Raw genomic sequence first — 26,385 nt, 5'->3', positions numbered from 1 at the left:
CCCATCTTGTTCTGTGTATGCATCGTTAAGATTACCCACCTGAAGTGTTCCAGCGGCGTTTAAATTACCATCTTGGTCTGTTGTCGCTTCGTTGTCATTACCCAACTGAGCTGTTCCTGCAAGGTTAAGATTCCCCAATTGATCCGTATCAGAATCGTTGCGGTCGCCCACTTGTGCCGTACCATTAAGGTTTAAATTTCCAGTTTGGTCAACATCAGAATTATTAGAGTCGCCCAACTGTAGGGTCCCGTTAGCATTTAACAAGCCAGTTTGAGTAACGGTACTTGTGTTGTTTTGCGCGAACATTACAGCTCCCGCCATTAGCGCTACTGCGCTTAAAATAATTTTTTTCATAATTTAAAGTTTTAAAGATTAATATTTGGTTAAAAACATTCAGTTTTGTCAAGGAACAATTCCTTAAAATACCATAAGCCATTTTTTAAATAAAATGAAACTTATAATTTTATTGGTATAGTTTTAAAACAAGCCGTAGAGCGTATTTTAAATGTTAGTAAAGGGGAAATTTAAAGTTTTAAGTTCCTAAAAATTTATACTGAAATAGAACTTAAAGTAACTAGGGATAGATTTGCTATTTATACTTTGAAGGCATTCGATCTTAAGTATCGCCACCATCAAATCACAACTCAAAGATGCAACATTATTCCCTTATATCCAAGAAGTTACACCCCAAAAAGAAAAATAAGGGCAAAACCCCCTTTCCTGAAAATGGTTTTACCTAATGAGAAGTTGCCATTAATAAGATGACTTCTTTAAAATAACCGATGAACTGCAAAAAATTCAATATTTAAACCGAATGTTAAATATATGTTAAAATATTATTTAGCGTGTTAATTCCTTGGGCAGCTGTTATTATTGAAAAGAAATAAGTTGAAATAGACCCTCAAATTGAACGGATTAGGCTTTTTGTTGATTTGAATAGCTAAATAATAAAAGCCGAAGATTTGGATGTTAAAACAGTCCTTAATAGACAGCGATTTCTATTCTTCAAAAAATAAATGCAGTACATCAAATAATTTATGATGAAAAGGAGGTTCAAGGACTGTAACCGCCTTACCTTAAAAAGCGAATTAACATAGTCTGCCTACCTATATTTAAAAATGATGTTGAGTGAGCTTCCTTTAATATGGGTGAAGATCTTGCGCACAACGTTCTGCATAGCTCCAACAAATTACAAAATCTAAACACCATAATATATTTGCAGCGAGATAAAAATCACATAATCAAACGAAGTAGTTTAGGCAATTGCTATCTATTAACCACGCATATTACAGAAAAGCAATTCATTTTTGCCGGTATGTAACAGTTATGCAACAAAAAAAGTCGTCCAAACGCATCTGGACGACTTACAACAGGAATTTAAAGTGGCACTAAAAGTTATTTTGTAAAAAGCAACTCCCTATATTTTGTTAATGGCCAGATTTCATCATCTACCAATAACTCCAGTTTGTCGCAATGATAGCGGATAATCTGGAAATACGGTTTTACATCTTCGCAATAGGCAAAGGCTCTTTTTGTGGCATCTTCAATTTTGTTTGCTTTTTTTCGAGCTTCAATCATATCAGTAATGCCTTTATTGATTTCAGCAATATGACTGCTAATTTGCTCAATAAGATGCATTTGTTCTACAGAAAACTTCTTAAAGTCTGTTCCATAAATGTTTTTCAAGCCTTGTACATTCTCAATTAAGATATTTTGATAACGAATGGCGGTGGGTATTATATGGTTACGGGCAATATCTCCCAAAATACGACCTTCTATCTGAATACGCATGGCGTAGTCTTCCATCTCAATTTCATAACGCGCCTGAAGTTCTACCTTGCTCATAATACCAAGCCCTTCAAAAAGGGAAATGGTTTTTTCAGAAACCTTAGCCTTCAATGCTTCTGGGGTGGTTTTATGATTGCTTAGTCCGCGTTTTTCAGCTTCCTTCTCCCAAGCTTCTCCATATCCGTCACCCTCAAAGCGAATGCGTTTTGAATCTTTAATATACTCTCTAAGGACGTTAAAAATAGCATCATCCTTCTTCATCTTTTTCTCCTTAATGAGCCCATCAACCTTTTCTTTAAAGTCCATTAACTGCTTAGCCACAATTGCGTTGAGCACGGTCATGGGGTTTGCACAATTAGCGGTAGATCCCACGGCACGGAATTCAAATTTATTCCCGGTGAAGGCAAAAGCTGAAGTTCGATTTCGATCTGTATTGTCCAGTAAAATTTCAGGTATCTTACCTACAACGTTCAACTTTAAATCTGTTTTCTCCTGCGGGGAAAGCTTCCCGTTAGTAACTTTTTCCAATTCGTCCAACACCTCAGTTAGCTGCGAACCAATAAAAGCCGATATTATCGCCGGAGGTGCTTCATTTGCACCTAAACGGTGATCGTTACTGGCACTTGCAATAGAGGCCCGCAACAACTCTTCATGGTCATTTACAGCTTTAAGCGTATTGACGAAAAAGGTCAAAAAACGAAGATTTTTCATCGGGGTACTACTAGGCCCCAGTAGGTTTACTCCCGTATCAGTGGCCAATGACCAATTGTTATGCTTTCCGCTTCCATTTACATTAGCAAATGGTTTTTCATGAAACAACACCTTAAAGTTATGTTTAGCCGCAATTTTGTTCATCAAATCCATCAATAAGGAGTTGTGGTCTACGGCCAAGTTGGTTTCCTCAAAAATAGGTGCCAGTTCAAATTGATTAGGCGCAACTTCGTTATGCCGTGTTTTTACAGGAATACCCAAAAGCATACACTCGGTTTCTAGATGACGTATAAAATTAAGAACACGGTCAGGAATGGAACCAAAATAATGATCGTCCAACTGCTGTCCTTTGGCAGAGGAATGTCCAAGCAAAGTTCTTCCCGCCAAGGAAATATCGGGTCTAGATTCGGCCAAGGCACTATCAACTAAAAAATATTCTTGTTCCCAGCCTAAAGTTGCGCTTACTTTTGTTACGTTTTTATCAAAATATTTTGCCACGGCTGTCGCTGCGCTATCAATAGATTGCAACGCCCTAAGCAATGGGGTTTTATAATCTAACGCTTCTCCTGTATATGACACAAAAACGGTAGGAATACATAAGGTGGTTCCATAAATAAACGCTGGCGAAGTAGGGTCCCATGCGGTGTATCCGCGTGCTTCAAACGTATTTCTGATACCTCCATTTGGGAAGCTAGATGCATCCGGCTCCTGCTGCACCAACTGGCCGCCTCCAAATTTTTCTATGGCATGGCCATCATCCATTGTTTCAAAAAAAGCATCGTGCTTTTCGGCAGTTGCCCCCGTCAATGGTTGAAACCAGTGTGTATAATGTGTTCCTCCCTTCGCAATGGCCCACTCCTTCATTCCCGTAGAAATATGGTCGGCTATGTGGCGCTCAATTTTACTGCCATTTTCAATAGCATCCATTACACTTTTAAAGGAGTCTTTGGTAAGATACTGCCGCATGGCAGCTTTGTTAAATACGTTTTTTCCGAAAATATCGGAACGTCGTTCAGGTTCGGTAACGGGTACTGGAAGCCTATTAAAAGTTTCTTTTAAGGCATAAAATCTAAGTGTGGGCATCTTGTGTTTTTAAAAATTTGACCGAGCAAAAATACAAAAAACAGAAAAACACCCCCTAATTTTAATGATTTTTTTATAAAATATAGACAAAAGCCGCAATCACCCCCTTCAACACATGGGGGGTGGTTTAAAAATATTATCACTTTAGAATAGTAAACCCTATAAAGGTTGCATAGGCTGCAACTAACAAAATCCCTCTTTTTCGGCCCAGTTGATATGGAGTTGGAAGAAAAGCCAATGGAAGAATGATTGCCGAAAAACCAAGCATCCAAAAAATATCACTTGTAAGCACTTCCTTACTCTTGACAGCTATTGGCTGAATGATTGCAGTAATGCCTAATACGGAAGAAATATTGAAAACGTTGGAGCCAATTAGATTTCCCAAAGAGATGGCTTTTTCTCTTTTTAGGGCGGCAATAACTGAAGCAGCAAGCTCAGGAATACTCGTTCCTACGGCTATCATGGTTACTGCAATTACACGTTCGCTTACTCCAAAACGCTCGGCAATGTTTATGGAACTACTTACTAGCAGTTCGCTTCCAAAATATAGACCAAGCCCACCGATAAGCAGCCAGACAATAATTTTAAAGTTAGAGGTTTTTGACAAACTCTCGTCAACTTCATCATCAATTTGCACGACACCTCTTTCTTTCTTTGCTTTTCTGATTAAAACCCACAGATACACAAGAAGCATAAGCAGTAATGCGATGCCTTCTGAACGGGAAATTACCGCTCCACTCTTCAGAATAAAGTATAGGGCAAGAGACAAAATCATCATCACCGGCCAATTCATCTTATAAAAGTTTTTATCAATTGCCAAAGGCGAAATAATTGCGGTAATACCCAATACCAGACCAATATTCGCTACATTAGAACCTATTACATTTCCTAACGAAATATCTGAAAAACCATTAAGAGCAGCCTGTAAGCTCACTAATAATTCTGGCGCGGAAGTTGCAAAAGAAACAACAGTCAAGCCAATCACCATTTTTGAAATGTGCAATCTAAATGAAAGCGCCACCGAAGAGCGGACCAAAAACTCACCTCCTATAACCAATAGCGCTAAGCCTATAAAAACCAATAAATAATCCATAGCATATAATTGCGTGCGAAGATACTAAATGAAAAAAAGAAATAGTTGTATATTTGTTACTATCCCCACAAAAATTTTATTACTTCAATTAGTCCTAAAAATCTATTTTTTAGAGAATTTTTAAATCAATACTTAATCATGGAAACACTTAAAAACAAGACTACTCAAAGATGTATATTCTTTTCAGCTTTGGTGTTTTTTATAGTTTCACTTTCATCAATAACCGCCAAAGAACTAGTCGAAAAACCAACTAAAGTTATTATAGGAATGGAAAACCAAGTTACTATAAAAATCACAAAAAAAACCAGTCTAGAGGAACTTGAGCAGATAAAGAGGCAAATGGAAGATGATGGATTTGAATTTAATTATTCAAATGTTGTTTATAATGACAGCAAAGAGATTATCTCGATTTCAATAAGCTATAAAGACGCAAACAACAATGCTGGAAACTACAGCGTAAGCAGCCAAAACCCAATAAATAATATTCTAATAATTTCAAACGGAAGTCAGATTTCAGTAAAAAGTGTAGGTGGCGGAAATCAATCAACCATTATTCAAAGTAATGGTAGGGGTAACCAGTCATCCATAAGCCAGAGTACTAGCAGCAAGAATTATAATGATCATCAAAAACACATTGCAGAGCGCAAGGCAGAAATGGAAAAAAGAAGGGTTGAGATGGATAAGAGAATGGCGGCCCGTAGACAGGAAATGAAAGAAAGAGGCAGCAAAATGCGGGCACGTATGGAAAATGAAAGAAATAGTATGTTTGAAGAACGTCAAATAAAAAATTCTCAAAGCTTTAGCGGAAATTACCACCTTATAACCAAGAACACTACTAAGGCAGATCTTCTCAAGCTGAAGGAGGTTTATAAATCTGAAAACATAAGTTTTTCTTATGACCAGCTAGAGCGTAATTCCGATGATTTGATAACATATATATCAATCACCATAAACAATGGACAAGGCTCTATTTCAACATCTAGTTTTGGAAACGGAAAAGATCCAATAAAAGACGTTTCAATTGGTGTAGATTCTGAACATACCATTATGAAAAGCACAGAATAGCCTTTTAACTTAAGTTTTAAAAATTGCGACTTTAAAATGATTAACTTGGAAACAAATCTCAATAAACGTGAAAAAGAAGTTTTTTAAATTCCTATCAAAAGTTAACCGCAAAGTATTGCCCAGCTTCACTAAACAAGAGTTAGATCTCGCAGAAGCCTCCAAACTTCAAATGGCAATCTTTGGCTATAAGTTATGGGTAACCAAAAATGCGTTAGATTAATATCGCACTAAGGATTTAACATGCTGTTTTCTTAGTTTTTGTCTGCCTTCTAAAAAATTCAGTTCCAACAAAAAATTACACTGTACGATTTCCCCGCCCAAACGCTCAATCATTTTACAGGCGGCGCGAGCTGTACCACCAGTAGCCAGAACATCATCATGGAGCAGCACACGGTCGCCCTTTTTTATAGCGTCCTGATGCATTTCCAGCGAATCTAGACCATATTCTAATTCGTAAGGCTCCGTAATGGTTTTATAAGGTAGCTTCCCAGGTTTCCGTATTGGCACAAATCCTGCATTTAGTTGCTGTGCGAGCAAGGTTCCATAGAAAAACCCTCTGGATTCAATCCCAACAACTTTATCTATTTTTTCATTCCCAATCATTTCCAGTAATTTTACCAAACATAATTTTGAAGCCTCCGGATTCATTAATAAAGGTGTTATATCTTTAAAATGCACTCCAGGCTTCGGAAAGTCCATTACCTCACGGATATATTTTTCAATTTCATTCATTGTGTATTTTTTATCAATATGCGTAGCACTCCTATTTAAAAAATTCTAAGATAGCGTTATTTTAAAAATAATCCAGATTGAAAACCCAAAATACCATAAGAATAAAAGAAAAATTAATTTTGATTTTTTTTCACTTATAATTTGCCTTGCAATTTAAAAAGAAATATATTTGCACCCGCTTACAGCGAATTAAAATGGCCTTGTGGCGCTCCCGATAGCTATCGGGAGAATAGCGCAACCCAATCTCGCTGTAAGCAAAGATTAAACCGAAAAGTTTATCACGGCCTTGTGGCGCAACTGAATAGCGCACCTGATTACGGCTCAGGAGGTTCCAGGTTTGAATCCTGGCAAGGTCACTTAGAGCGAAAAGTCTGCACGAAAGTGCGGACTTTTTTTATTTATAGACGCGTCAAAAGCCCTTCTGCTTTTGTAAGAGGATAAAAATAAAAAAAGCACAACACTTTTTCAGTGGGGTGAACTTTTCATTGTAAGGTGGGAACGTAATCAGGATATGTAATCCTGGCAGCATAACAATACCAAAAACCAACTATGAGTGTTCACTGATTTATTTGCTGAAGACGCGTCAAAAGCCCTTCCGCTTTTGTAAGAGGATAAAAATAAAAAAAGCACAACACTTTTTCAGTGGGGTGAACTTTTCATTGTAAGGTGGGAACGTAATCAGGATATGTAATCCTGGCAGCATAACAATACCAAAAACCAACAATGAGTGTTCAGTGATTCATTTGCTGAAGACGCGTCAAAAGCCCTTCCGCTTTTGTAAGAGGATAAAAATAAAAAAAGCACAACACTTTTTCAGTGGGGTGAACTTTTCATTGTAAGGTGGGAACGTAATCAGGATATGTAATCCTGGCAGCATAACAATACCAAAAACCAACTATGAGTGTTCAGTGATTTATTTGCTGAAGACGCGTCAAAAGCCCTTCTGCTTTTGTAAGAGGATAAAAATAAAAAAAGCACAACACTTTTTAAGTGGGGTGAACTTTTCATTGTAAGGTGGGACCCTAATCAGGATATGTAATCCTGGCAGCATAACAATACCAAAAACCAACTATGAGTGTTCACTGATTTATTTGCTGAAGACGCGTCAAAAGCCCTTCTGCTTTTGTAAGAGGATAAAAATAAAAAAAGCACAACACTTTTTCAGTGGGGTGAACTTTTCATTGTAAGATGGGACCCTAATCAGGATATATAATCCTGGCAGCATTACAATATAAACCTATTGCTATTTGGTTTAATAAAAGCCAAAAAAACCTTATCATTACAAGCTGAATCTATAAATACATAACTATCAGACCATAACCCCTCTAAGTCAAAAAAAAAAAACCAGACTTATCTTGAAAAAATATGATGCTGAGTAGCTGTAAAATAATCGCGGAAAATCTGGTTTAATTGATGGTTCGTTCTACAGGCTTTTATACCGAGTTTAGGATATATTTCAATAATTAAACGAGTGATATCACGTACAGAATCTGCCGCTATGCTATGTATTTTTTCTTTGTATGCTTCCGCAAACTGTTCTGATTGTTGAATGCTATTTTCAATTTCTTCTGAAAGTCTAAAAGCTTCTTTATTCGTTTCGGAAACCACATTCGTTAGGTTTTTTAGTGCTTCCTTGGGCAAAATGTTCGATACTTCTTCCAAGAAATGCTCCGCCATTCCCAAATAATTAACCCAAAGTGTCATATCGGCAAAAAGTGAAAAAGGGATTTTAAAAATAGAATGCGGCAGGTTAAAGTGGTTATATTGAAAAGCATATTTTTCATCTACGAACGCATCCACTTCAAAGGAATGGGTTGCAGTAGCTTTGAGCCCCATCGTATTCCAGTCTGAAATAAGCTTCACCTTTTCTTTCGGGAGAACAAAAGAACGGACTTTTGGCGATCCATCCGCTTCCTTTACTTCTTCTCCATTCATCATTATTTTTGCATTTAAGGTGAAATGCGACAAGTAGGGTGCACCAGTAGCGTACCGCCATTTTCCAGAAATTTTATAGCCATTCTCTAACTTTTCCGCCGTACCAAAAACGCCTCCGCTTCCCCCGAGAATGGCAGGTTTCGATCTAAGGAAAATTTCATCGGCAACTTCCTTGTCAAAGTTCCCTATAAAGTAATTGGCACCGCTACATAATGTAACCGTCCATCCCAAGCTTCCATCAGTTTTGGCTAGTGTTTTTAGCTTTTGCAAACCTTCGCTAAAAGAGGCTTCTAAGCCCCCATAATTTTCAGGGACCCATAGATTCCAGAGGTTCTCCTTTTCAATCCACGCTACTGTTTCTGAAGAGAAAACAGCTACATCAAAAAACTTCTTCCGAAGCTGTTCTATATTGTATAGTTTTTTCATTTTTAAAGATTTTTCGCCATTTAATATACCCCGAAACACCTACTGCAAATAGGAAGATAGTGAGACCTGCATAAACGTATAACTCCTTGTAAAAAAGTAAGGGAATAGCAATAACATTACTAATATTGAGATAAATCCAGTTTTCCATTTTCCTTTTCGCCATAAGCCACATACCAGCCCATGCAAAGGCGCTTACAAAAGCATCCCAAATTGGAACATTTGAATTGGTATGAAACTTAAGCCAATACGCCATTACCGAGAAGCAAAGCACTACAATACCCAAGGCTGTTATATGCTCTTGCTTGTTAGAATATGAAATTGGCGTCTCCTTTTTTTGTTTTCCGAATTTCCAATACGTCCATCCATAGATACTCATACCAAAATAGTACAGATTCAATAAAATATCTCCGTACAGCTGGGACTGATAGAGCACCCACATACTGATAATAATAGAAATAATGCCAAATAAATAATTGTTGATATTATTTTTTCTAGCCAGAAGTACCTGAATAACACCAAAGGCGGTGCCTAAGATTTGTAAGAAAGTTAGATGAAATAAATATTCCTCGATCATTGTTTTATTTTCAATGAAATGAGGGTATAGCCAAGAAGTGTATTACCATCGTTCCTACGCCAGCATTATCTGGATCAGGTTCCGTGCAACAAAGCACTTGGGTCTCTTCTCAGCCTGCTTAATATATTGCAAGCACCCCATTGTTTACAGCAAAGCTATGATAATTTATTGCAATACCTAAGAGACTTAACTTTAAAAATTCAATGGAATAAGCCCCATGACTATATCTTAAATCATCCCCAACATCTATCTAGCTAATTGTATGAAGGTTGGAGTTATTTGTATATAAAATGGAAGTGTTAGATTAAAAAGAAATAGAAGGATTTCGGGTCTTACCTCCTACTTTTTAAATCGAGATTTAATAGCTTTCTGGTAGGTCTTCCCTATTGGTAAGCGGTTGTTATTTTAACTAAAAGCTCTAGTTTATTCTAGCGTTGATTTCAATGTTCTATTTATAGACATAGTGGCTTCCTGTTAGTCTAAATGGAGAAGACCCAGTAATTCCCGTAAGTGTCAAGGTAAAAACAATCGGATTTTCGGTGTTTTGTCTTTACCCCTCCCGTCTAAGTTAACTACAATTCCCTATTAATAATTTGAATTAAGGTAAAGAAATTACTGCTTCCTAAACATTTTATAGCCATTATTTAAGCAATGAGTATTTTTGAATTTAAGCACGAATTTTACCTAAGGATTAATAATTTTATTTTAGCGCAAAGAACAAGTAGCGTGAAATCCGTCTGAATAAATAATTTGGCAGGTTTAGACAAGGTTCCGTCAACCTACTCCCGATAGCTTCAACGGATTTTTGTTTCTCTCGACACCTATCGGGATGGGTGATGCAAAAAAAGAGTGAGTAAAAAAATGAACCCCGAATTTATCTTAGACAAGAATAATATATGAAGAACGAATTAAATAAAGAAAAACCTATAAAAAAACCTTGGCCCACAAAAGATGCCATGGAGCAGATTTATAAGAAGAACCTTTGGGGAGGTGACGAATCTGATTTTTATTCAGGGCAAGGATCCCACAATCCCGAAATAGTAAATCCATACACAAAGGTTCTTAGGTCGTTTCTTACTTCCTTTAAAAGCCCAATTTCGGTATGCGATTTGGGTTGCGGCGATTTTAATGTGGGAAAGGAATTGGTAAAACACACCAAAAACTACGTAGCAGCAGATATTGTTTCGGAACTAATCCAACGAAATAAAGAAAAATTTAAAGCTGAAAACTTAGAGTTTCAGTGTTTAGACCTTGCAAAAGATAAGTTACCCGCCGTAGATTGCGTACTTATAAGGCAGGTGCTGCAACATCTATCAAATACTGAAGTAGAAAAAATAGTTCGTAAACTTCCCGCCTATAAATATGTTATTATCACCGAACATATCCCCGAGGGAGAATTTACCGCCAATGCCGATATTATTTCAGGGCAAGGAACCAGGCTAAAAAAACAAAGTGGAATAAATCTGTTAGCTCCTCCGTTTAACCTTAAGACCAAGGAGACGGAAGAATTGCTACGAGTGACTTCAAACAATTTTAAAGGAGTAATACTAACCACACTTTATACCCTGTTTTAAAATATTTTCTAAAAGAAAACACCCTAAGCCATTGAATGCCTTAGGGTGTTTTATATTTTGAACAAATGGTTCTTTACAAAGGCGATACCAGTTCTTCAAACCACTCTTTCACTTCTCCTTCTAAGTGTGGAGCTAGTTTTTCATGTACCATTTTATGGTAGGTGTTAATCCACTCAATTTCTGCATCAGAAAGCATCTCCTTAACAATTACGCTTTTAAAGAACGGACACAAGGTTAGGGTTTCAAACTCATAAAAAGTATTCCATTCGGTTTTCTTCCATACTTTAGTCAGGATAAGGTTTTCATGGCGAATTCCGTATTTCCCTTCCACATAATAACCGGGCTCATTAGACATTACCATGCCAGCTTGAAGTTCCACAGGATTGAGATCTTTGCGGATGCTCTGTGGTCCTTCATGAACATTAAGGAAACTTCCTACACCATGACCGGTACCGTGGTTGTAGTCTTTTCCCTCTTTCCACAATGGCAAACGTGCCAAAACATCCAACTGAACGCCTTTTGTGCCTTTCGGAAACTTCACCAAAGATAGTTGGATCAAGCCCTGAAGAGCTTTTGTGGCATCTTTTATAAATTCATCTGAAACTTTACCCAAGGGAAAAGTTCGGGTAATATCGGTAGTACCTTCTAAATACTGACCTCCGGAATCAACCAGAATACTCCCGTCATTCGTCACTTTAGCACTACCCTCAGGTTTTGCCGAATAGTGAATAATAGCACCATTGCCTTTATACCCAACAATACTGCTAAAGCTCTGCCCGATAAAGTTTTTTCCTTCTGCTCTAAATCCGTGCAGTTTTTTACCAATGCTATATTCATCCATTTCTTCCTTGCCCACATTATGGGTTAGCCAATGTAAAAATTTTACCATAGCCACGCCATCACGAACCATAACCGTTTCAAAGCCTTTTTGCTCGGTTTCATTTTTTACAGCCTTCATCAAATGTCCAGGCACAGGTTTTTCAACAATTGAATTTTTATTTTTAACCGATTCGAATATAGCTTGATTACTGTTTGGAGCTATAAGAACAGATTCATTTTTTAAGGTAAGAAGATGGTGGAAAAATTTATCATAAGGTTTTAGCTCTACGTTTACTTTCTTCATTGCGCTAAGCGCCTCTTCATTTAATCTTTCTGAATTGACGAAAAGAATGCAATCCTGCATGGTCAACACAATATATCCTAAAAACACAGGGTTTGATGTAACATCGCTTCCACGTAGGTTTAAGGTCCAAGCCACATCATCTAAACTAGGAATAATGTGAACTGTTGCCCCTTCTTCCTTCATTTTTTCGCGAATAGCTGCAATTTTATCGGTTACCTTTTGTCCGGCAAGCGCCATAGGCTGTACAAACACCTCATTGGTACTGGGAGTGGGACGGTCTGTCCACACGTCGTTTAACAAGGGCATGTCTTTAAGACTACGGTTTTCCTTACTCAGCTTATCATTTAGCTTATTCCAGTTTTCATGCGAAGTTGTTAGGCTGTTTACTGCTACCGCCGCATTTTCAGAAGTTTCAGAGATAATCCAATCAATATAGTTTGGCGTACCTGCTACACCATCTTTAAAAAGATCAATGCCTGAACCTTTTAGTTCTTTTGGGGCTTGGGTAAAATACCGCCCATCGGTCCACAGCCCGGCTTTATCTTTTGTAACAACCACAAATCCAGCTGATCCGGTAAACCCAGAAAGCCAGGTTCGCTCTTGCCATTCGGCCGGAAGGTATTCGCCCATATGCGGATCGGCAGAATAAACTATAAAGGCTTCTATATCATTTTTCTTCATTTCTTCTCTAAGGGAAGCTACTTTTTCTTTAGCTGTCATATATATATTTTTTTAAAGTGGAAAGTTACAATAAGTCTGCTTTATTGAAAAAGATTGAAGGTCTTAAATACCATCCTAAACACTAAAATTGGCATAAAACATTTCATTCTAAATTTGAGACTAAGCTTCAGAAACTCTTTAGCTGTTTTCCGAAATAGGCACAAAAACTAGTCAATTTCATCAGACACTTCCCCACAATTCAACATTGAAGCACCATAATACGGATTCAGGATTTCTTCTTCGGTACTCAACCAAAATGCACCAACGTCATTGTTCACCATAGGGCAGTATTCTACATATACTTTTTGGTTGATACCAAAGGTTTTTACCGCATTGATTAAATGTGCCGAAAGATGAACGAAATGCTCACGCTGCACTTCAATATCTGAGGATTTTGATATAAGAAGCGCAGACTCCTGAAGCTCTGGTACCAGCCGCATCCAATGGGTATGTGCTGGCTCGTTTTTTAATAGTTTCATATTCACTTTTTGAAGATTTTCCAGCAAGTTTTTAGCACCTTTTATCGGTTTTTTTGAATTGTCGTTAACCAACGCATTCTTAATGGTAATATAATTGTCAAAAACTGCTTTTAACTGGTTTTGAAACGTTGCGGGAACTTTTAACCTCTCAATTTTTGACAAGTGATTGGTGACATCCATTTCTGAATGCGCGCCGTGATCATGATTTTCGATCTCCCCTTCAGGATTCATCATGCTTTTTTTACCTTGAAGCTGCGCGGCGGCATCGACCGTAAACGTACCATTGACTACCACTTCTTCCCCAGCCGACAATCCGTTGACAATAGCAATCATTTCGCCGTTTTTTGCACCGAGGTCAACCTCCCGCATCTCAAAAATGGGTTGGTTTGGGTTTGTCTTTACATAAACCAACGATCTATTGCCCGTCCAAAGCACTGCCGAGGCCAGAATGCTTATTTGTGAATTATCAACCCCTTCGGAAATAGCTACCTGCGAAGTAACAAACATGCCCGGTTTAAAAATCCCTTCCTTGTTATCCAAAGTTGCGCGTACCGAAACGGTTCTGGATTGGGTGTTGAGACTCGGGTCTATAAACGCAATTGTTGCTTCAAATTCCCTGTTGGGGTATGCATTGGTTGTAAGCGTTATTTTCTGTCCTTCTTTTAACTGTGAAACCTGATTTTCATAAGCATCAAAGAGGGCCCATACCGTCCCGAGATTGCTGACCTTTACAATAGGTTGCCCTTGCTTTACAAAATCGCCTTCTACTGCCAATTTTTCTGAAACCGTGCCAGAGACTGTGGCGTAAATAGGGAAGTTCTCCCGTACTTTTCCGGAAGTTTCAATTTGTTCAATTTGGTTTTCTGAAAGCTTCCAAAGCTTTAATTTATTACGGACCGCTTTATACAATTCAGGTTGCGATTCTTTCATTGAAGCTGCGGTTAAAAGTTCCTGTTGGGCGGCAACCAGTGTCGGGGCGTAGATGGTAGCCAATAACTGTCCTTTTCGGACTTCCTCACCGGTAAAATTGACGTTCAGTTTTTCAATCCGTCCTTCAAAATAACTGGCTTGTACGGCATTGGCCTTTTCATTGGGCACTATCTTTCCTGAAAGCGACATGGTATTGCCGTCTTTTTCTGAAGTATTGCCCACAACAAGCGTTTGGATATCTGCCAGCGCCATTGCGTTTTTGGTCATTTTTATTTCGTTTGCTGCCAGCCCCTCGCCTCCTGAATCTGCAGGAATAAGATTCATCCCACAAATGGGGCAATCGCCAGGTTCGGGCTGCATAATTTGTGGGTGCATGGAACAGGTCTACATTTGTGGTTTTGCTTCGGTACTTTCAGAAATTTCTGTGGTATTTGAATTTCCTTCGTTTGAATTTCCGAAGAACACATAGCCTAGGATAAGCCCCAGGACTAAAATTGCGATGTAAATGATATATTTTTTCATGATATTTTTTTTATCCTGCAAGGTGTCATTGCAATCCCGATAGCTATCGGGAGAAGCAATCGCCTTGTAGGTATTAATTTTATTTAGCAGCTTTCAATCGTTTAATCATTGCTTTCATTTCTATAATTTCATTTTCTTGCGCCTTAATGATATCATCTGCCAATTTCCGCACCTCTGAATCTTTTATATCGGCTCTTTTACTGGTCAAGATTGCGATGGAGTGGTGCGGAATCATGGCTCGCATATACAAAACATCTCCAATAATGGGGGCTTGCGCCCGAACCAGACCAAGGGCACCGACAAAGAGAATGGCACTTCCCAGCAAAATTGCAATGTTCTTTTTCTTGTTTTGATACATTTTTCGCATAAAAAACCACATAATGACCGCCATACAGGCTATTCCCAAACAGGTCATATAAAACCGTGTAAGGCTAAAATAAACGTGGTCTATCTCATAGGTATTGAGATACATGGTGATGTACATAGCGATAAATGACGCGGAAAGCATCAAGATAAACTTGGTGTAAACGTTATTCTTAGAATTTTGATTTGTGTTCTTCATAATTTCAAATTTTAATGGCTAATTTTTAGTTTCAGATTTCATACTTCTTTTTAACAATTCGGTTTGGCCGATAAACCGCTGCGTTCATAATAAAGACTGGTAATCTGTCTTTTCAACTCCCGTACGCTCCAAGTTCCTTTGATACATTCAATTTCGTAGAAAGTGCGTTTTAAGGAATCGTCGATTTTTAACAGCATTTCTATGTGTGAATAGGAAAGTTTTGTGATAATTTTCTCAGCTGGAACCAACAGCTCACTCTTTAACTGTGGGGACGGTGTACCCACAATCTTATTTACCTGGGAAAGTGGTTTCAGTGTCCCCACTTTTTCATTTTCTTGCAAATTTTCAGTTAAAGTCTTGACCAGATCGGTTTTGAGTAAATATGATCTTAGGTGGGGATACATCAAATAAAAAGTTCTGTATCGAAATAACGACCTTCGATCAATTCCTTTTATCGTTTTTAACTTATCTGCAAGTGAATCCATTAATCGTTCCCCATACTTTGCCCTATCCTTTCCATTCTGCTCAAATTCCACAATATAATACCCTATCAACCAATTACGGATTGTGAGCATTTGGTTAACAGCGTTTACCGCCCGAGCCTGCAGATGGCTATGAGTCTGCTCAATGGAGATTAAAAGCTGTCTGAAATCTTTCATCGGTTTATAGTTTTAAAGTTGTGTTTAAGTCTTATCCCTATTATTTATCAATATAATATTCAATTATACTTTTTTGTTTGTAATAGTCACTAATAGCTTCAATTTTACTGAGCTGAAACTGAAGTTGCAACTCCTGGACATCCAAAACCTCCCTAAAATCGATAGTGCCAGTTTCATAATTCTTTAATAAAATTTCGTTGGCATCCCGCGCCTGTTTAAGGTTTTTATCTTGCGTATCGATACGGATTCGCGCCGCATTTCTATTTCTGATGGCCGTTTGTAATTCTGCCATCAACGTATTCTGAACAGTTTCTTTTTGAAAGTCTAATTCCTCATATCGCAATTTGTTCTGCCTAGAAACAGACTTATATTTCTTATTGAAAATGGGGATGGAAAGTGAAACCATTGGCATAAGCATATTGGGGTTTTCATTAAAGAGCATATACTCCACTCCTACTCCAAAATCTGGAGTGCTCTCCTTTTTGTTGAGTATATCGGCTTGGGAAACTACTTTATTAAGCGCTTCAAATTTTGCTATTTCGGGATGCAGCATAAGTTTACTAAAATTAACCTCAACTTCATTCTTGGGTAAGCTTAGCGTGTCGGCAATTGGAATTTCCTGTATCTCCTTCCGGTTCATTATCTTATTAAAAGTTATCTTTTCGGCTTCAAGATCTTGTTCCAACACCAGTTTTCTTTCAACCAGATCATTTTGCCGCATCTGCAATCGCAATACCGAAACTGCAGACGCCTGCCCCACTTCTACCGAGGTCAAAGCCATCCGTTCATAAACCTGTAACAGTTGAATGTTATCAGCCAACACCTGTTGCTGCTTGGCTATTTTATATAATCGGTAATAAGATTGCGAAAGAGCCATTGCGGTTTTCCTTTTAGCTATTTCAACCTCTATAAAATCGGCATCGGCCATTGCTGAAGCGTATTCTCCGCGGGCTCCTATAGTTCCAAACCACGGAAACATCTGCATTACTGAAATTTCTCCCTGCTGCATCATGGGCATTTCGTTTTTACCCAGCATATAGCCTCCCAAAAACTGGGTATCTGGCAGCGAATTGGTTTCTGCTATTTTTTCCATAGCGAGCTGGTGCTGTTTTTCCACCGCTTGAATGTTGGGACTATTCTGAATTGCAGTTTCAATATAATTTTCCAGGTGTTGACTTTGTACCGACAATCCACAAAATAGTAGCATAACAGAAAGTATTCCTGCAAAACCGAACTGCTGTTTTAGCCAGCCAATTATTGTATTTAAAGATAGATTCATTATTTCTAGTTTGCTTTGAGTGTTTTGAGTTGTCTTTTCAATTTTGCTTCCCTTCTCCAGCTAAATAGTACCGGGACGACAAAAAGTGTGATCAAGGCAATCAACATCCCGCCAAAACTGGGGATTGCCATCGGGATCATAATATCGCTTCCCCTTCCCGTGGAAGTCAAAATGGGTAACAGTGCAAGAATGGTAGTGGCCGTAGTCATCAAACACGGACGGATTCGCTTCCTACCCGCCTCTATTACTGAAGCACGGATTTCAGATACATTTTCAGGCTTGTTCCTGTCAAAGGTTTGGGTAAGGTAGGTTGCCATTACCACACCGTCATCGGTAGCAATTCCGAAGAGCGCTATAAACCCAACCCAAACTGCAACACTTAAGTTGATGGTGTGCATCTGGAAAAGTTCTCGTAGATTCACCCCAAAAAGGTTGAAGTTAAAAAACCAATCTTGGCCATAAAACCAAATCATTAAAAACCCTCCAGCAAAAGCCACTGCAATTCCGGTAAAGACCATTAGTGATGTTCCAATGGAACGGAACTGGAAATAAAGAATCAAAAAGATTACAGCCAAAGCCAAGGGAACAATTACCGAAAGGGTTTTCTCTGCCCGTAATTGGTTTTCATAAGTTCCCGTGAATTGATAGCTTATTCCTTTTGGGACAGCAAGTTCGCCTTTGTCAATTTTCTCCTGGAATAAAACCTGTGCATTTTCCACCACATCAACCTCGGCATATCCATCGAGTTTGTCAAATAAAACATAGCCCACCAAAAATGTGTCTTCACTCTTGATAACCTGGGGCCCTTGCTCATATTTAATTTCAACAAGTTCGCCCAAGGGTACGGAGTTTCCATTTTCTACGGGCACATAAATCTTTTTTAAATCTTCCGGCCCATCGCGCAGTTCACGAGGGTAGCGCACACGAACCCCGTAGCGCTCACGACCTTCTACCGTTTGCGTTAAGGGCATCCCGCCTACCGCCACTTGCAGAATTTGCTGCACCTCTTCTATTGTAATACCATATCGTGCAAGACGATCTCGCTTTATATCTATAAGCAAATACGGTTTCCCCACAATGCGATCGGCAAATACGGCTTCGGTCTTTACCCCTTCTGCCTGTTTCAAGATAGCTTCAAGCTCCAGCCCAAAATCTTCAATTTGCCTGAGATCTTGGCCTTTTACCTTTATCCCCATAGGTGCGCGCATTCCTGTTTGCAACATTACCAAACGGGTTTCAATGGGTTGGAGTTTTGGTGAGGAAGTTATTCCGGGAAGTTTGGTTACCCGTACTATCTCATTCCAAATATCATCGGGCGATTTAATTTCTGGGCGCCAGTTTCTGTAGAATTCGCCATCGTTATCGGGAATAAGGTCTTGGCTTTCTATTAAAAATGGATCTTCAACTTCCGAATCGGTATAGTTTCTATCTTCACCAACTTCACTGTTAGGGTTAATCACAAGATTTCCATTCTTAAGCACAAATAATCCATCTTCATTTACCTTAAACCGTTGGCGGTTTCCGTCTTTATTCAATGCGTATTCCGGCTTATACTGAATGATGTTTTCATACATTGAAAGCGGTGCTGGGTCAAGGGCAGATTCGGTGCGGCCGGCTTTCCCAACAACGGTTTCAATTTCGGGTATTCCCGCTACTGCCATATCCAATTGTTGCAAAACACGTTTGTTTTCGGCTACTCCAGCGTGAGGCAATGAGGTGGGCATCAAGAGGAAAGAACCTTCGTTTAAGGAAGGCATAAATTCCTTCCCTGTGTTCTGCCAAATCAAAACTCCGAGAATTACGATAAGTGTAGGTATGGAAAGAAACAATGCCTTGTTGCGAAGGGTCCATCCAAGAATAAAGGTGTAATATTTTTGAAAGAACCAAAAGAGCGCCAGCAGTCCAAAACAGATGAGACCTACGAACAAAAGATTCCAAAATATACTTTTATCCACCCCAAGCGGACGCCAAAACTCCGCCAATAAAAAGACAACGGCCAAAGCCGAAATAAATATGTTGATGGTATTGGCCTGTTTATCAGATAGCGCTAGTTTATCTGAAATCTTAGAAGCTATCTTTTCTTCTTTTAAAAGGCCAATAATTCCGAAACCAATTAAAATAAGCCCTAACCAATAGCCAAAAGTTATTGCCATAATTCCGAAGATGACCAAGAGTCCGTTCAATAGGTTTTTTGTAATTCTTCGAATACTTTTCCCTCGAAATAAAAAGGCAGCAAAAGGAGGGATAAGAAATAGTGCCACCACAAAAGCCGCAACCAACGCCATTGTTTTGGTAAACGCCAAGGGACGGAATAATTTCCCTTCGGCACCTATCATGGTAAACACGGGAATAAAGCTAATGATTGTAGTTAAAACCGCGGTAAGAATGGCGCCCGAAACTTCGGCACTCGCATTATAGACAACCGTATTTATAGGTTGAAATATGCCCGTTTCACCACTGCGTTCCCTTTCTTCATCCAGATGCCTGATTATATTCTCGGAAAGTATGACCCCAATATCCACCATGGTACCAATAGCAATGGCAATACCCGATAAGGCAACAATATTAGCATCTACGCTAAAGAGCTTCATCGCGATAAAAACCATTAAAACCGATACGGGCAACAGTCCCGAGATTAAAAGCGAAGCCCTAAGGTTAAAGACCATCACGATGATTACGAAGATGGTAATGAGTATTTCCAGGCTTAAGGCTTCATTTAAGGTGTCTAAGGTTTCCTGAATAAGTTGAGAGCGGTCATAAAAAGGTACGACGGTAAGTTGCGATGTTGTACCATCGGCAAGTTCCTTGGAGGGCAAACCGGCTTCCAGTTCGGCTATCTTTTCCTTTACATTATCGATAACTTCCATCGGGTTTGCACCGTGTCGAGCAGTGACTACGCCTCCGACAACCTCAGCTCCTTCCTTGTCTAAAATCCCCCGTCGTGGAGCCGGACCCAGACTTACATTAGCGATATCCTTAATGCGTATTGCGGTATATTCTTCCGAAGTTACCACGGCGTCCTCAATGTCGGCTATGGATTTTACATACCCCAGCCCCCGCACCAAGTATTCGGCCTGATTGATTTCCATGGTTTGGGCTCCGATGTCTTTATTGCTTTCCTTAACCGCTTTGACGATTTCGGAGAGGCCGATGTTGTATTGCCGCATCAATTCGGGCTTTACGTCAATTTGATATTCTTGCACATACCCACCGATTGATGCTACTTCGGAAACCCCACTTGCCGAGGAAAGGGCATACTTTACGTAGTAATCCTGAATACTTCGCAGCTCGTGCAGATCCCATCCTCCCGTTACATTACCGTCTTTATCGCGACCTTCCAAGGTGTACCAATAAATTTGCCCCAATCCTGTGGCATCTGGGCCCAAAGAAGGATTTACATCCTCCGGCAACAAGCCAGCGGGCAGGGAATTTAATTTTTCCAAAATGCGACTTCGGCTCCAGTAGAATTCTATATCCTCTTCAAAAATGATATAGATGCTCGAGAATCCGAACATAGAAGAACTACGGATGGTCTTCACCCCAGGAATTCCCAATAAAGTTGTGGTAAGCGGATAGCTTATTTGGTCTTCTATATCCTGCGGGGAACGGCCTTCCCATTGGGTATAGACAATTTGTTGGTTTTCACCAATATCGGGGATGGCATCCACAGCTACCGGATTACGGGGCATTCCACTAACAATTGGGACATCGTTCCAGTTAAAAGGTGCATTGACCACGCCCACACCTATAAAAAGTGCGAGCAATAGGACCGCGATTAGCTTGTTCTCTATAAGAAATTTTATGCTTTTATTTAGCATGTGTATTGATTGTTAAACAGTTGATTGCTTAATGCTTGACCTAATTTATAAGTTTAATTCCCTCGTTTACCCCTTCCCTTAAGGGAACGAAGAAAATAAACTTCATTCCAAAAAAGAGTGCAACAAAATGATTATTAGATAAATACGTTTATCTAGAAAACACATTAAGCTTTCAAATTGAATAGTTATACATTGAAGATTTTCTGAAATATCAGAATGTTGGAAAACAACAAAATGAGCCCGGTATGGCAGGAACCATAGGGCTAATCTTTCCGATCCCTAACTATTGGGGTCGGAAACTGTTTAAAATCAAATTAAATACGTCTCGTGAAGTTTTTGTATATCACGTATCAGTAAGGGAGGTTTATAATCGCTAAAAGGAACGATGTTGGTATCAAGGTCCTCAAAAAGCTTAATATAGGTGTAGAAAAAAGTAGCAACAAAGGTCTGCTGCTCGAACGTTAGGTTATGAAATGTGGTTTTAACTTCATCCTGTCCTTCCAGCACGATTTGCTTATCCGTACAGCAGGAATCGTCCTGAACTTCATTATGGCAATCGTTTTCAGCGGGTTGGTGCTCCATCCCGCAAGTAGTTGCATTTTGGACTACCGAGAAATCAACCATCATATCTCCACAATAATGAACATCTACCGTAAACGACATGGTGGTAAATAACACCAAACTCGCCATACAGATAGCCATTGTTTTATGGAGAAAGGATTTCATAGTCTTACAAATTTATACGAAAATGGTATAAAGGACAAGGTTTTAGGGAATATTTAGTGGTTGTTGGTTTTAAAACACACCGCTAACCTCTATACGGTTAGTTACTTATTGTATATTAAAAGACGGTATTGCTATAAACTAAACTTATTCTGTAAGAACATCTCTTTCTTTAACCGCTCTTTTTTTACAGGTAAGGCAAAGCTCTGAAATACCTTTATCTTCCCAAGATTTTTCAACGGTTCCATTGTTGATTACATCTCTACCAACAATATGTTGACAGTCTTCAAAAATGTGGTATTTATTTCCCGCTTTGGTCCAGTACACATTATCATTGTCATAGTTTAGTTCTTTTATGGTACTGGTTTGCTCATTGATTTCCTTGGTATATTTTTCTACGGAAGGCGGGTTAAAGTCCACTCCCGATATACCGGCAACTAGCAGGGCAACTACGGCAACAGAACCTGCTATTCCTTTTGTTTTTCCATCAGCATCTTTATTCATAAATATTAGTATCACCAGCGGTAAAAAGGCCAAGACCCCCATAATAGCACCCAGCTGATTTTGAACAAAAAACTTAAATTTATCTTTTTCTGAAGCAGGATCTAAGCGATTCGCTTTTTTCCAAAGCATAGACCCCGTAATGGAAAGCGCTAAAATTCCGACAATAACTACTATTAACCATATAAGTGTTTCGTCATTGATTAATTTTAAAATGGCAAAAATCTGTGCACCAATGGCAATGACCCACGCCAAAAAAGCAAAAAGGCGTAATTGTTTTGCTTTTCCCTTTGCTTCTGCACTCGCTTCAAATACTTTTTGATCTGACATACCTCTATCCTTATTTTTTATTAAATTCTAAATCGGTCTCGGCTATAAAAACCATTTCAGTTTAGACCTTCTACAGTCTGCAAATATAGTATTTTAACTCATGGGAAGCGGTAGATTCTAAAAATGACACTTAGCGCTTATTGGTTGCTAATTGTTTATTGTCTATGCTACCATAATGCTACTATTCCCTACTTCATCCCTAGTATTCAATATTTGATAATCGTGGTCTTCTAAAGTCAAGATTACTGCCTAGAAAAATATAAAATAAGAGTTAAAACTAGTTAACACGGCTAAATCAGATTCTTAAACACAAAAAGAACGTAGTAAAACAAGCCTGTACCTGTAATAGTGCGATAACCGCTTCAGAAAAACAACCAATTTAGACGTGTTTTTTCATTAGTTTACTGTTCACGAATATTTATTTAACAACATATTTGTTTAATTAAATTTTAATTTCATTAAACACTTTGTACCTTTCCAAAAAAATTCGCCAACGTCTATATATTTCAACCTCTAACATATACGTCAAAACCTATATAATCTAAGATCTATGTTTGGAATGTTTAAAAAGAAATCGAAAAAAGAAAAATTACAGGCACAGTATAAAAAATTGCTTCAAGAGGCTCACAAGCTAGCTACCACCAATAGAAAAATGAGCGATCAAAAAACCTTTGAAGCTTCTGAAGTCTTAAACCAACTTGAAAAACTGGATCAAACGGATACAAAATTATGATTGAACAAACCTTGACCGAAAGACAATTAGACCGGATTATTGAAATGGCGTGGGAAGACCGGACCCCTTTTGAAGCTATTGATTTTCAGTTTGGTTTTCCTGAAAAAGAGGTCATAAAGATTATGCGACGCAATTTAAAGGAAAGCAGTTTTAAACTATGGCGAAAACGTGTAAACAGTGGTGTAAGTAAGAAGCACCTTAAAAAACGTAGTCCTGAAATTGGACGCTTTAAATGTTCTCGACAAAAAGCTATATCAGGCAATAAAATTAGCAAAAGGTAAGTAGAAAAATGCATTTAAAAAAAAAGATATAGACAATTTAGATCGGGTTACCAGATTAAAGTTAATTAACTCGATAACGGGTATAAAGCCTGCAAACTTGATAGGAACAGCAGGAAGCGAAGGCACAACAAACCTTGCAATTTTTAGCAGTGTTGTCCATTTAGGGAGCGACCCCGCCCTGATCAGCTTTATCTCGCGCCCTACCACCGCTGATGTAGGCCATACCTATGCCAATATTATTGAATCCGGGGTTTATACTATTAACCATATACATCCGGAGTTTATAAAAAATGCCCATTACACATCTGCAAAGTTTAAAAAGGATATCTCTGAGTTTGAACGGTGTGGCTTTACCGCCGAATATCTTTACGATTTTAAGGCACCTTTCGTAAAAGAAAGCAATTTTAAAATAGGTCTGCGATTTCGAGAGAAAATTGATATAACCATTAACAATACAATCTTAATTATAGGAGAAGTCATGGAGTTAATACTTCCTGAAACAAATACAATTGAAGACTATATTGACTTAGAACAAACCAAGGGCGTAGGAATTTCCGGTTTAAACGTGTATTACTCCTTGAGCAAATTAGAGCAGCATCCGTACGTTAGGTTAAATGAAGTGTCAACCCACTACCCGAAATAACGACTTTTTAAAATTATCTTCATTCAAAGTTTTGTGGTAATTCTGCAAAAAATCTACCAATAATTGTGATATTTGAATAGTTTTCTAATTCCAAAGAGATAATTACAGACTTACTCTTTGCTAATCCTACCATTTATGAGCAATTATCACATAAAAAATCTAGAAGAATATTTTCAAGTTTACCGAAAATCCGTTCGCGACCCCGAAGGTTTTTGGGAAGAAATTGCGGAAGAAAACTTTATCTGGCGAAAACGATGGACCGACGTTCTGGATTACGACTTTTCAAAATCTGAATTCGCTTGGTTTAAAAACGCCAAGCTTAACATTACCGAAAACTGCATTGATCGTCATTTATATACCCATGCAGATAAAACAGCAATTATTTTTGAGCCTAACGATCCCTCAGAAATGGCCGAGCACATCAGCTATCGCCAGCTCCACGATCGGGTTTGTAGGTTTGCAAATGTATTACAGAACCACGGCATACAAAAAGGAGATCGCGTGTGTATCTATTTGCCCATGATACCCGAACTGGCCATTGCACTATTGGCATGTGCCCGCATTGGAGCTATACATTCGGTGGTTTTTGCTGGGTTCTCGGCTTCGGCATTAGCCATGCGTATCAATGATTCTGACTGTAAGATGGTTCTTACCAGCGATGGCTCATATAGAGGAAAGAAAACGATAGATTTAAAAGGTATTGTTGACGAAGCATTGGAAAGCTGTGAAAGTGTGAATACAGTGTTGGTCGCCAAACGTATAAACTCTGAAATTGCGATGAAGGAAAATCGCGACAAATGGCTACAGCCGCTTTTAGATGCCGCCAGCAATGAATGCGAACCTGAGGTTATGGACGCCGAAGATCCGTTGTTTATTTTGTACACCTCTGGTTCTACGGGTAAACCCAAGGGCATGGTACATACCATTGCAGGCTACATGGTTTTTACTGCTCATACGTTTAAAAATGTTTTTCAATATCGCGAAAACGACGTGTTTTGGTGTACTGCAGATATTGGTTGGGTTACAGGCCATAGCTATATTGTTTATGGACCATTAATCAATGGCGCTACCACGGTTCTATTTGAAGGGGTGCCTTCCTACCCAGATTTTGGACGATTCTGGGATGTGGTAGATAAACATAAAGTTAATCAGTTTTATACAGCACCTACGGCCATTCGCGCTTTGGCAAAAGAACAGGTAGATTTTTCAGATATTCACGATCTTTCTTCTCTTAAAGTGTTGGGCAGTGTTGGCGAACCTATAAATGAAGAGGCATGGCACTGGTATAATGACAATGTAGGAAAGAAAAAATGCCCTATTGTAGATACTTGGTGGCAAACGGAAACTGGCGGAATCTTAATTTCTCCTATTCCCTACTCCACCCCAACCATACCTACTTATGCTACCCTGCCATTACCGGGAATCCAACCCGCATTAATGGACGAAGACGGCAATGAGTTAAAAGGAAATTCGGTAAATGGAAGGCTCTGTATTAAATATCCATGGCCCGGAATGGCACGAACCATTTGGAACAATCATCAACGTTATAAAGAGACTTATTTTTCAGCCTATAAAAACTACTATTTCTCTGGTGATGGTGCTTTACGAGACAGCACAGGCTACTACCGCATTACAGGGCGGGTTGATGATGTAATTATTGTTTCAGGGCACAACCTTGGCACCGCTCCCATTGAAGATGCCGTAAATGAGCATCCGGCTGTGGCTGAGAGCGCCATTGTTGGGTTTCCGCATAATGTTAAAGGAAATGCGCTTTACGGTTATATTACCCTAAAGGAAACGGGAGAGAGTCGTTTGCACGATAATCTACGGAAGGAAATCAACCAGATTATCACAGAACATATTGGGCCAATCGCCAAGCTCGATAAAATTCAATTTACCACTGGCTTGCCTAAAACCCGAAGCGGAAAGATAATGCGTAGAATACTACGGAAAATTGCTGAAAAAGACACCAGCAATTTAGGAGATATATCTACACTTCTCAACCCCGAAATTGTGCAAGAAATAATGGACGAATCCCTTTAAAACAATTTTAAATAATCCCAAAAAAACTAGTTCTTCAGTTAAAAGTAGAAGCAACACA

At 38.8% G+C, this 26,385-nt stretch carries 21 protein-coding genes, 1 tRNA gene and 1 pseudogene; 8 read left to right on the top strand and 15 right to left on the bottom strand.

What is annotated here, in order from left to right:
* The 3 genes and pseudogenes from QPK98_RS14505 to QPK98_RS14495 form a co-directional block, all read right to left on the bottom strand.
* A pseudogene (locus QPK98_RS14505) lies at positions 1-354 on the bottom strand (hypothetical protein); the annotation flags it as partial.
* 1,041 nt (positions 355-1,395) lie between these two features.
* Positions 1,396-3,582 carry a glutamine synthetase III family protein gene (locus tag QPK98_RS14500; RefSeq protein ID WP_310994186.1) on the bottom strand — a complete coding sequence of 729 codons (2,187 nt, stop codon included), beginning with the start codon at positions 3,580-3,582 and terminating at the stop codon, positions 1,396-1,398.
* A 139-nt stretch (positions 3,583-3,721) separates the two neighbouring features.
* On the bottom strand, positions 3,722-4,675 hold the full coding sequence (locus QPK98_RS14495; protein WP_310994185.1) for a calcium/sodium antiporter: 954 nt from the start codon (positions 4,673-4,675) through the stop codon (positions 3,722-3,724).
* Between the two features lie 138 nt (positions 4,676-4,813).
* Between QPK98_RS14495 and QPK98_RS14490 the strand changes: the two genes are divergently transcribed.
* Together QPK98_RS14490 and QPK98_RS14485 are read left to right on the top strand one after the other, a co-directional pair.
* A complete protein-coding gene (locus tag QPK98_RS14490) occupies positions 4,814-5,740 on the top strand; it encodes a hypothetical protein (RefSeq protein ID WP_310994184.1) in 927 nt (308 codons plus the stop codon).
* A gap of 67 nt (positions 5,741-5,807) precedes the next feature.
* Complete coding sequence (locus QPK98_RS14485; protein ID WP_310994183.1) at positions 5,808-5,960, top strand: SsrA-binding protein; 153 nt, start codon at positions 5,808-5,810, stop codon at positions 5,958-5,960.
* On the opposite strand, the gene QPK98_RS14480 is transcribed toward QPK98_RS14485, so the two are convergent.
* On the bottom strand, positions 5,957-6,472 hold the full coding sequence (locus QPK98_RS14480; protein WP_310994182.1) for an adenine phosphoribosyltransferase: 516 nt from the start codon (positions 6,470-6,472) through the stop codon (positions 5,957-5,959). The two genes, QPK98_RS14485 and QPK98_RS14480, sit on opposite strands and share 4 nt — an antisense overlap.
* 282 nt (positions 6,473-6,754) lie before the next feature.
* Between QPK98_RS14480 and QPK98_RS14475 the strand changes: the two genes are divergently transcribed.
* Positions 6,755-6,828 (top strand) — tRNA-Arg (locus tag QPK98_RS14475).
* A 994-nt stretch (positions 6,829-7,822) separates the two neighbouring features.
* On the opposite strand, the gene QPK98_RS14470 is transcribed toward QPK98_RS14475, so the two are convergent.
* Together QPK98_RS14470 and pnuC are read right to left on the bottom strand one after the other, a co-directional pair.
* Positions 7,823-8,833, bottom strand: a complete 1,011-nt coding sequence (locus tag QPK98_RS14470) for an acyl-CoA dehydrogenase family protein (RefSeq protein WP_310994181.1) — start codon at positions 8,831-8,833, stop codon at positions 7,823-7,825.
* A complete protein-coding gene (pnuC, locus tag QPK98_RS14465; protein WP_310994180.1) occupies positions 8,787-9,407 on the bottom strand; it encodes a nicotinamide riboside transporter PnuC in 621 nt (206 codons plus the stop codon). The genes QPK98_RS14470 and pnuC overlap by 47 nt, the downstream gene beginning before the upstream one ends.
* 896 nt (positions 9,408-10,303) lie before the next feature.
* Between pnuC and QPK98_RS14460 the strand changes: the two genes are divergently transcribed.
* Entirely contained in the window at positions 10,304-10,981 is a 678-nt protein-coding gene (locus tag QPK98_RS14460) for a class I SAM-dependent methyltransferase (protein ID WP_310994179.1), read from the top strand.
* 73 nt (positions 10,982-11,054) lie between these two features.
* Here QPK98_RS14460 and QPK98_RS14455 read toward each other — a convergent pair whose 3' ends face one another.
* From QPK98_RS14455 to QPK98_RS14415, 9 genes are all read right to left on the bottom strand, one after another.
* The gene (locus QPK98_RS14455) at positions 11,055-12,824 is read right to left on the bottom strand and encodes an aminopeptidase P family protein (RefSeq protein ID WP_310994178.1); all 1,770 of its coding nucleotides are present in this window, start codon (positions 12,822-12,824) and stop codon (positions 11,055-11,057) included.
* Between the two features lie 167 nt (positions 12,825-12,991).
* Positions 12,992-14,608: an efflux RND transporter periplasmic adaptor subunit gene (locus QPK98_RS14450; RefSeq protein ID WP_310994177.1), complete on the bottom strand. Its 1,617-nt coding sequence runs from the start codon at positions 14,606-14,608 to the stop codon at positions 12,992-12,994.
* A gap of 9 nt (positions 14,609-14,617) precedes the next feature.
* Positions 14,618-14,755: a hypothetical protein gene (locus tag QPK98_RS14445; protein ID WP_310994176.1), complete on the bottom strand. Its 138-nt coding sequence runs from the start codon at positions 14,753-14,755 to the stop codon at positions 14,618-14,620.
* Positions 14,756-14,834: 79 nt separating this feature from the next.
* Positions 14,835-15,317 (bottom strand): DUF305 domain-containing protein, encoded by a 483-nt coding sequence (locus tag QPK98_RS14440; RefSeq protein WP_310994175.1) that lies wholly within the window; start codon positions 15,315-15,317, stop codon positions 14,835-14,837.
* A gap of 50 nt (positions 15,318-15,367) precedes the next feature.
* Positions 15,368-15,976, bottom strand: a complete 609-nt coding sequence (locus QPK98_RS14435; RefSeq protein ID WP_310994174.1) for a DUF1016 N-terminal domain-containing protein — start codon at positions 15,974-15,976, stop codon at positions 15,368-15,370.
* Positions 15,977-16,016: 40 nt separating this feature from the next.
* Positions 16,017-17,255 carry a TolC family protein gene (locus tag QPK98_RS14430; RefSeq protein WP_310994173.1) on the bottom strand — a complete coding sequence of 413 codons (1,239 nt, stop codon included), beginning with the start codon at positions 17,253-17,255 and terminating at the stop codon, positions 16,017-16,019.
* 5 nt (positions 17,256-17,260) lie between these two features.
* Positions 17,261-21,073, bottom strand: coding sequence for an efflux RND transporter permease subunit (locus QPK98_RS14425; RefSeq protein WP_310994172.1), 3,813 nt, complete (start codon positions 21,071-21,073; stop codon positions 17,261-17,263).
* Positions 21,074-21,382: 309 nt separating this feature from the next.
* Complete coding sequence (locus tag QPK98_RS14420; protein ID WP_310994171.1) at positions 21,383-21,799, bottom strand: HYC_CC_PP family protein; 417 nt, start codon at positions 21,797-21,799, stop codon at positions 21,383-21,385.
* Positions 21,800-21,943: 144 nt separating this feature from the next.
* Complete coding sequence (locus QPK98_RS14415; protein ID WP_310994170.1) at positions 21,944-22,627, bottom strand: hypothetical protein; 684 nt, start codon at positions 22,625-22,627, stop codon at positions 21,944-21,946.
* A gap of 550 nt (positions 22,628-23,177) precedes the next feature.
* On the opposite strand from QPK98_RS14415, the gene QPK98_RS14410 reads away from it, so the two are divergent.
* The 4 genes from QPK98_RS14410 (at position 23,178) to acs (ending at position 26,327) form a co-directional block, all read left to right on the top strand.
* The gene (locus QPK98_RS14410) at positions 23,178-23,360 is read left to right on the top strand and encodes a Lacal_2735 family protein (protein WP_310994169.1); all 183 of its coding nucleotides are present in this window, start codon (positions 23,178-23,180) and stop codon (positions 23,358-23,360) included.
* Positions 23,357-23,641, top strand: coding sequence for a TIGR03643 family protein (locus tag QPK98_RS14405; RefSeq protein WP_310994168.1), 285 nt, complete (start codon positions 23,357-23,359; stop codon positions 23,639-23,641). Before QPK98_RS14410 ends, QPK98_RS14405 begins: the two co-directional genes overlap by 4 nt.
* Before the next feature lie 97 nt (positions 23,642-23,738).
* The gene (locus tag QPK98_RS14400) at positions 23,739-24,284 is read left to right on the top strand and encodes a flavin reductase family protein (protein WP_310994167.1); all 546 of its coding nucleotides are present in this window, start codon (positions 23,739-23,741) and stop codon (positions 24,282-24,284) included.
* Between the two features lie 135 nt (positions 24,285-24,419).
* Positions 24,420-26,327: an acetate--CoA ligase gene (acs, locus tag QPK98_RS14395; protein WP_310994166.1), complete on the top strand. Its 1,908-nt coding sequence runs from the start codon at positions 24,420-24,422 to the stop codon at positions 26,325-26,327.
* Positions 26,328-26,385: the final 58 nt, after the last annotated feature.

This window comes from Aequorivita marina (assembly GCF_031631895.2).
GTDB lineage: Bacteria > Bacteroidota > Bacteroidia > Flavobacteriales > Flavobacteriaceae > Aequorivita > Aequorivita marina.
This window is presented reverse-complemented; position numbering and strand designations above follow the sequence as displayed.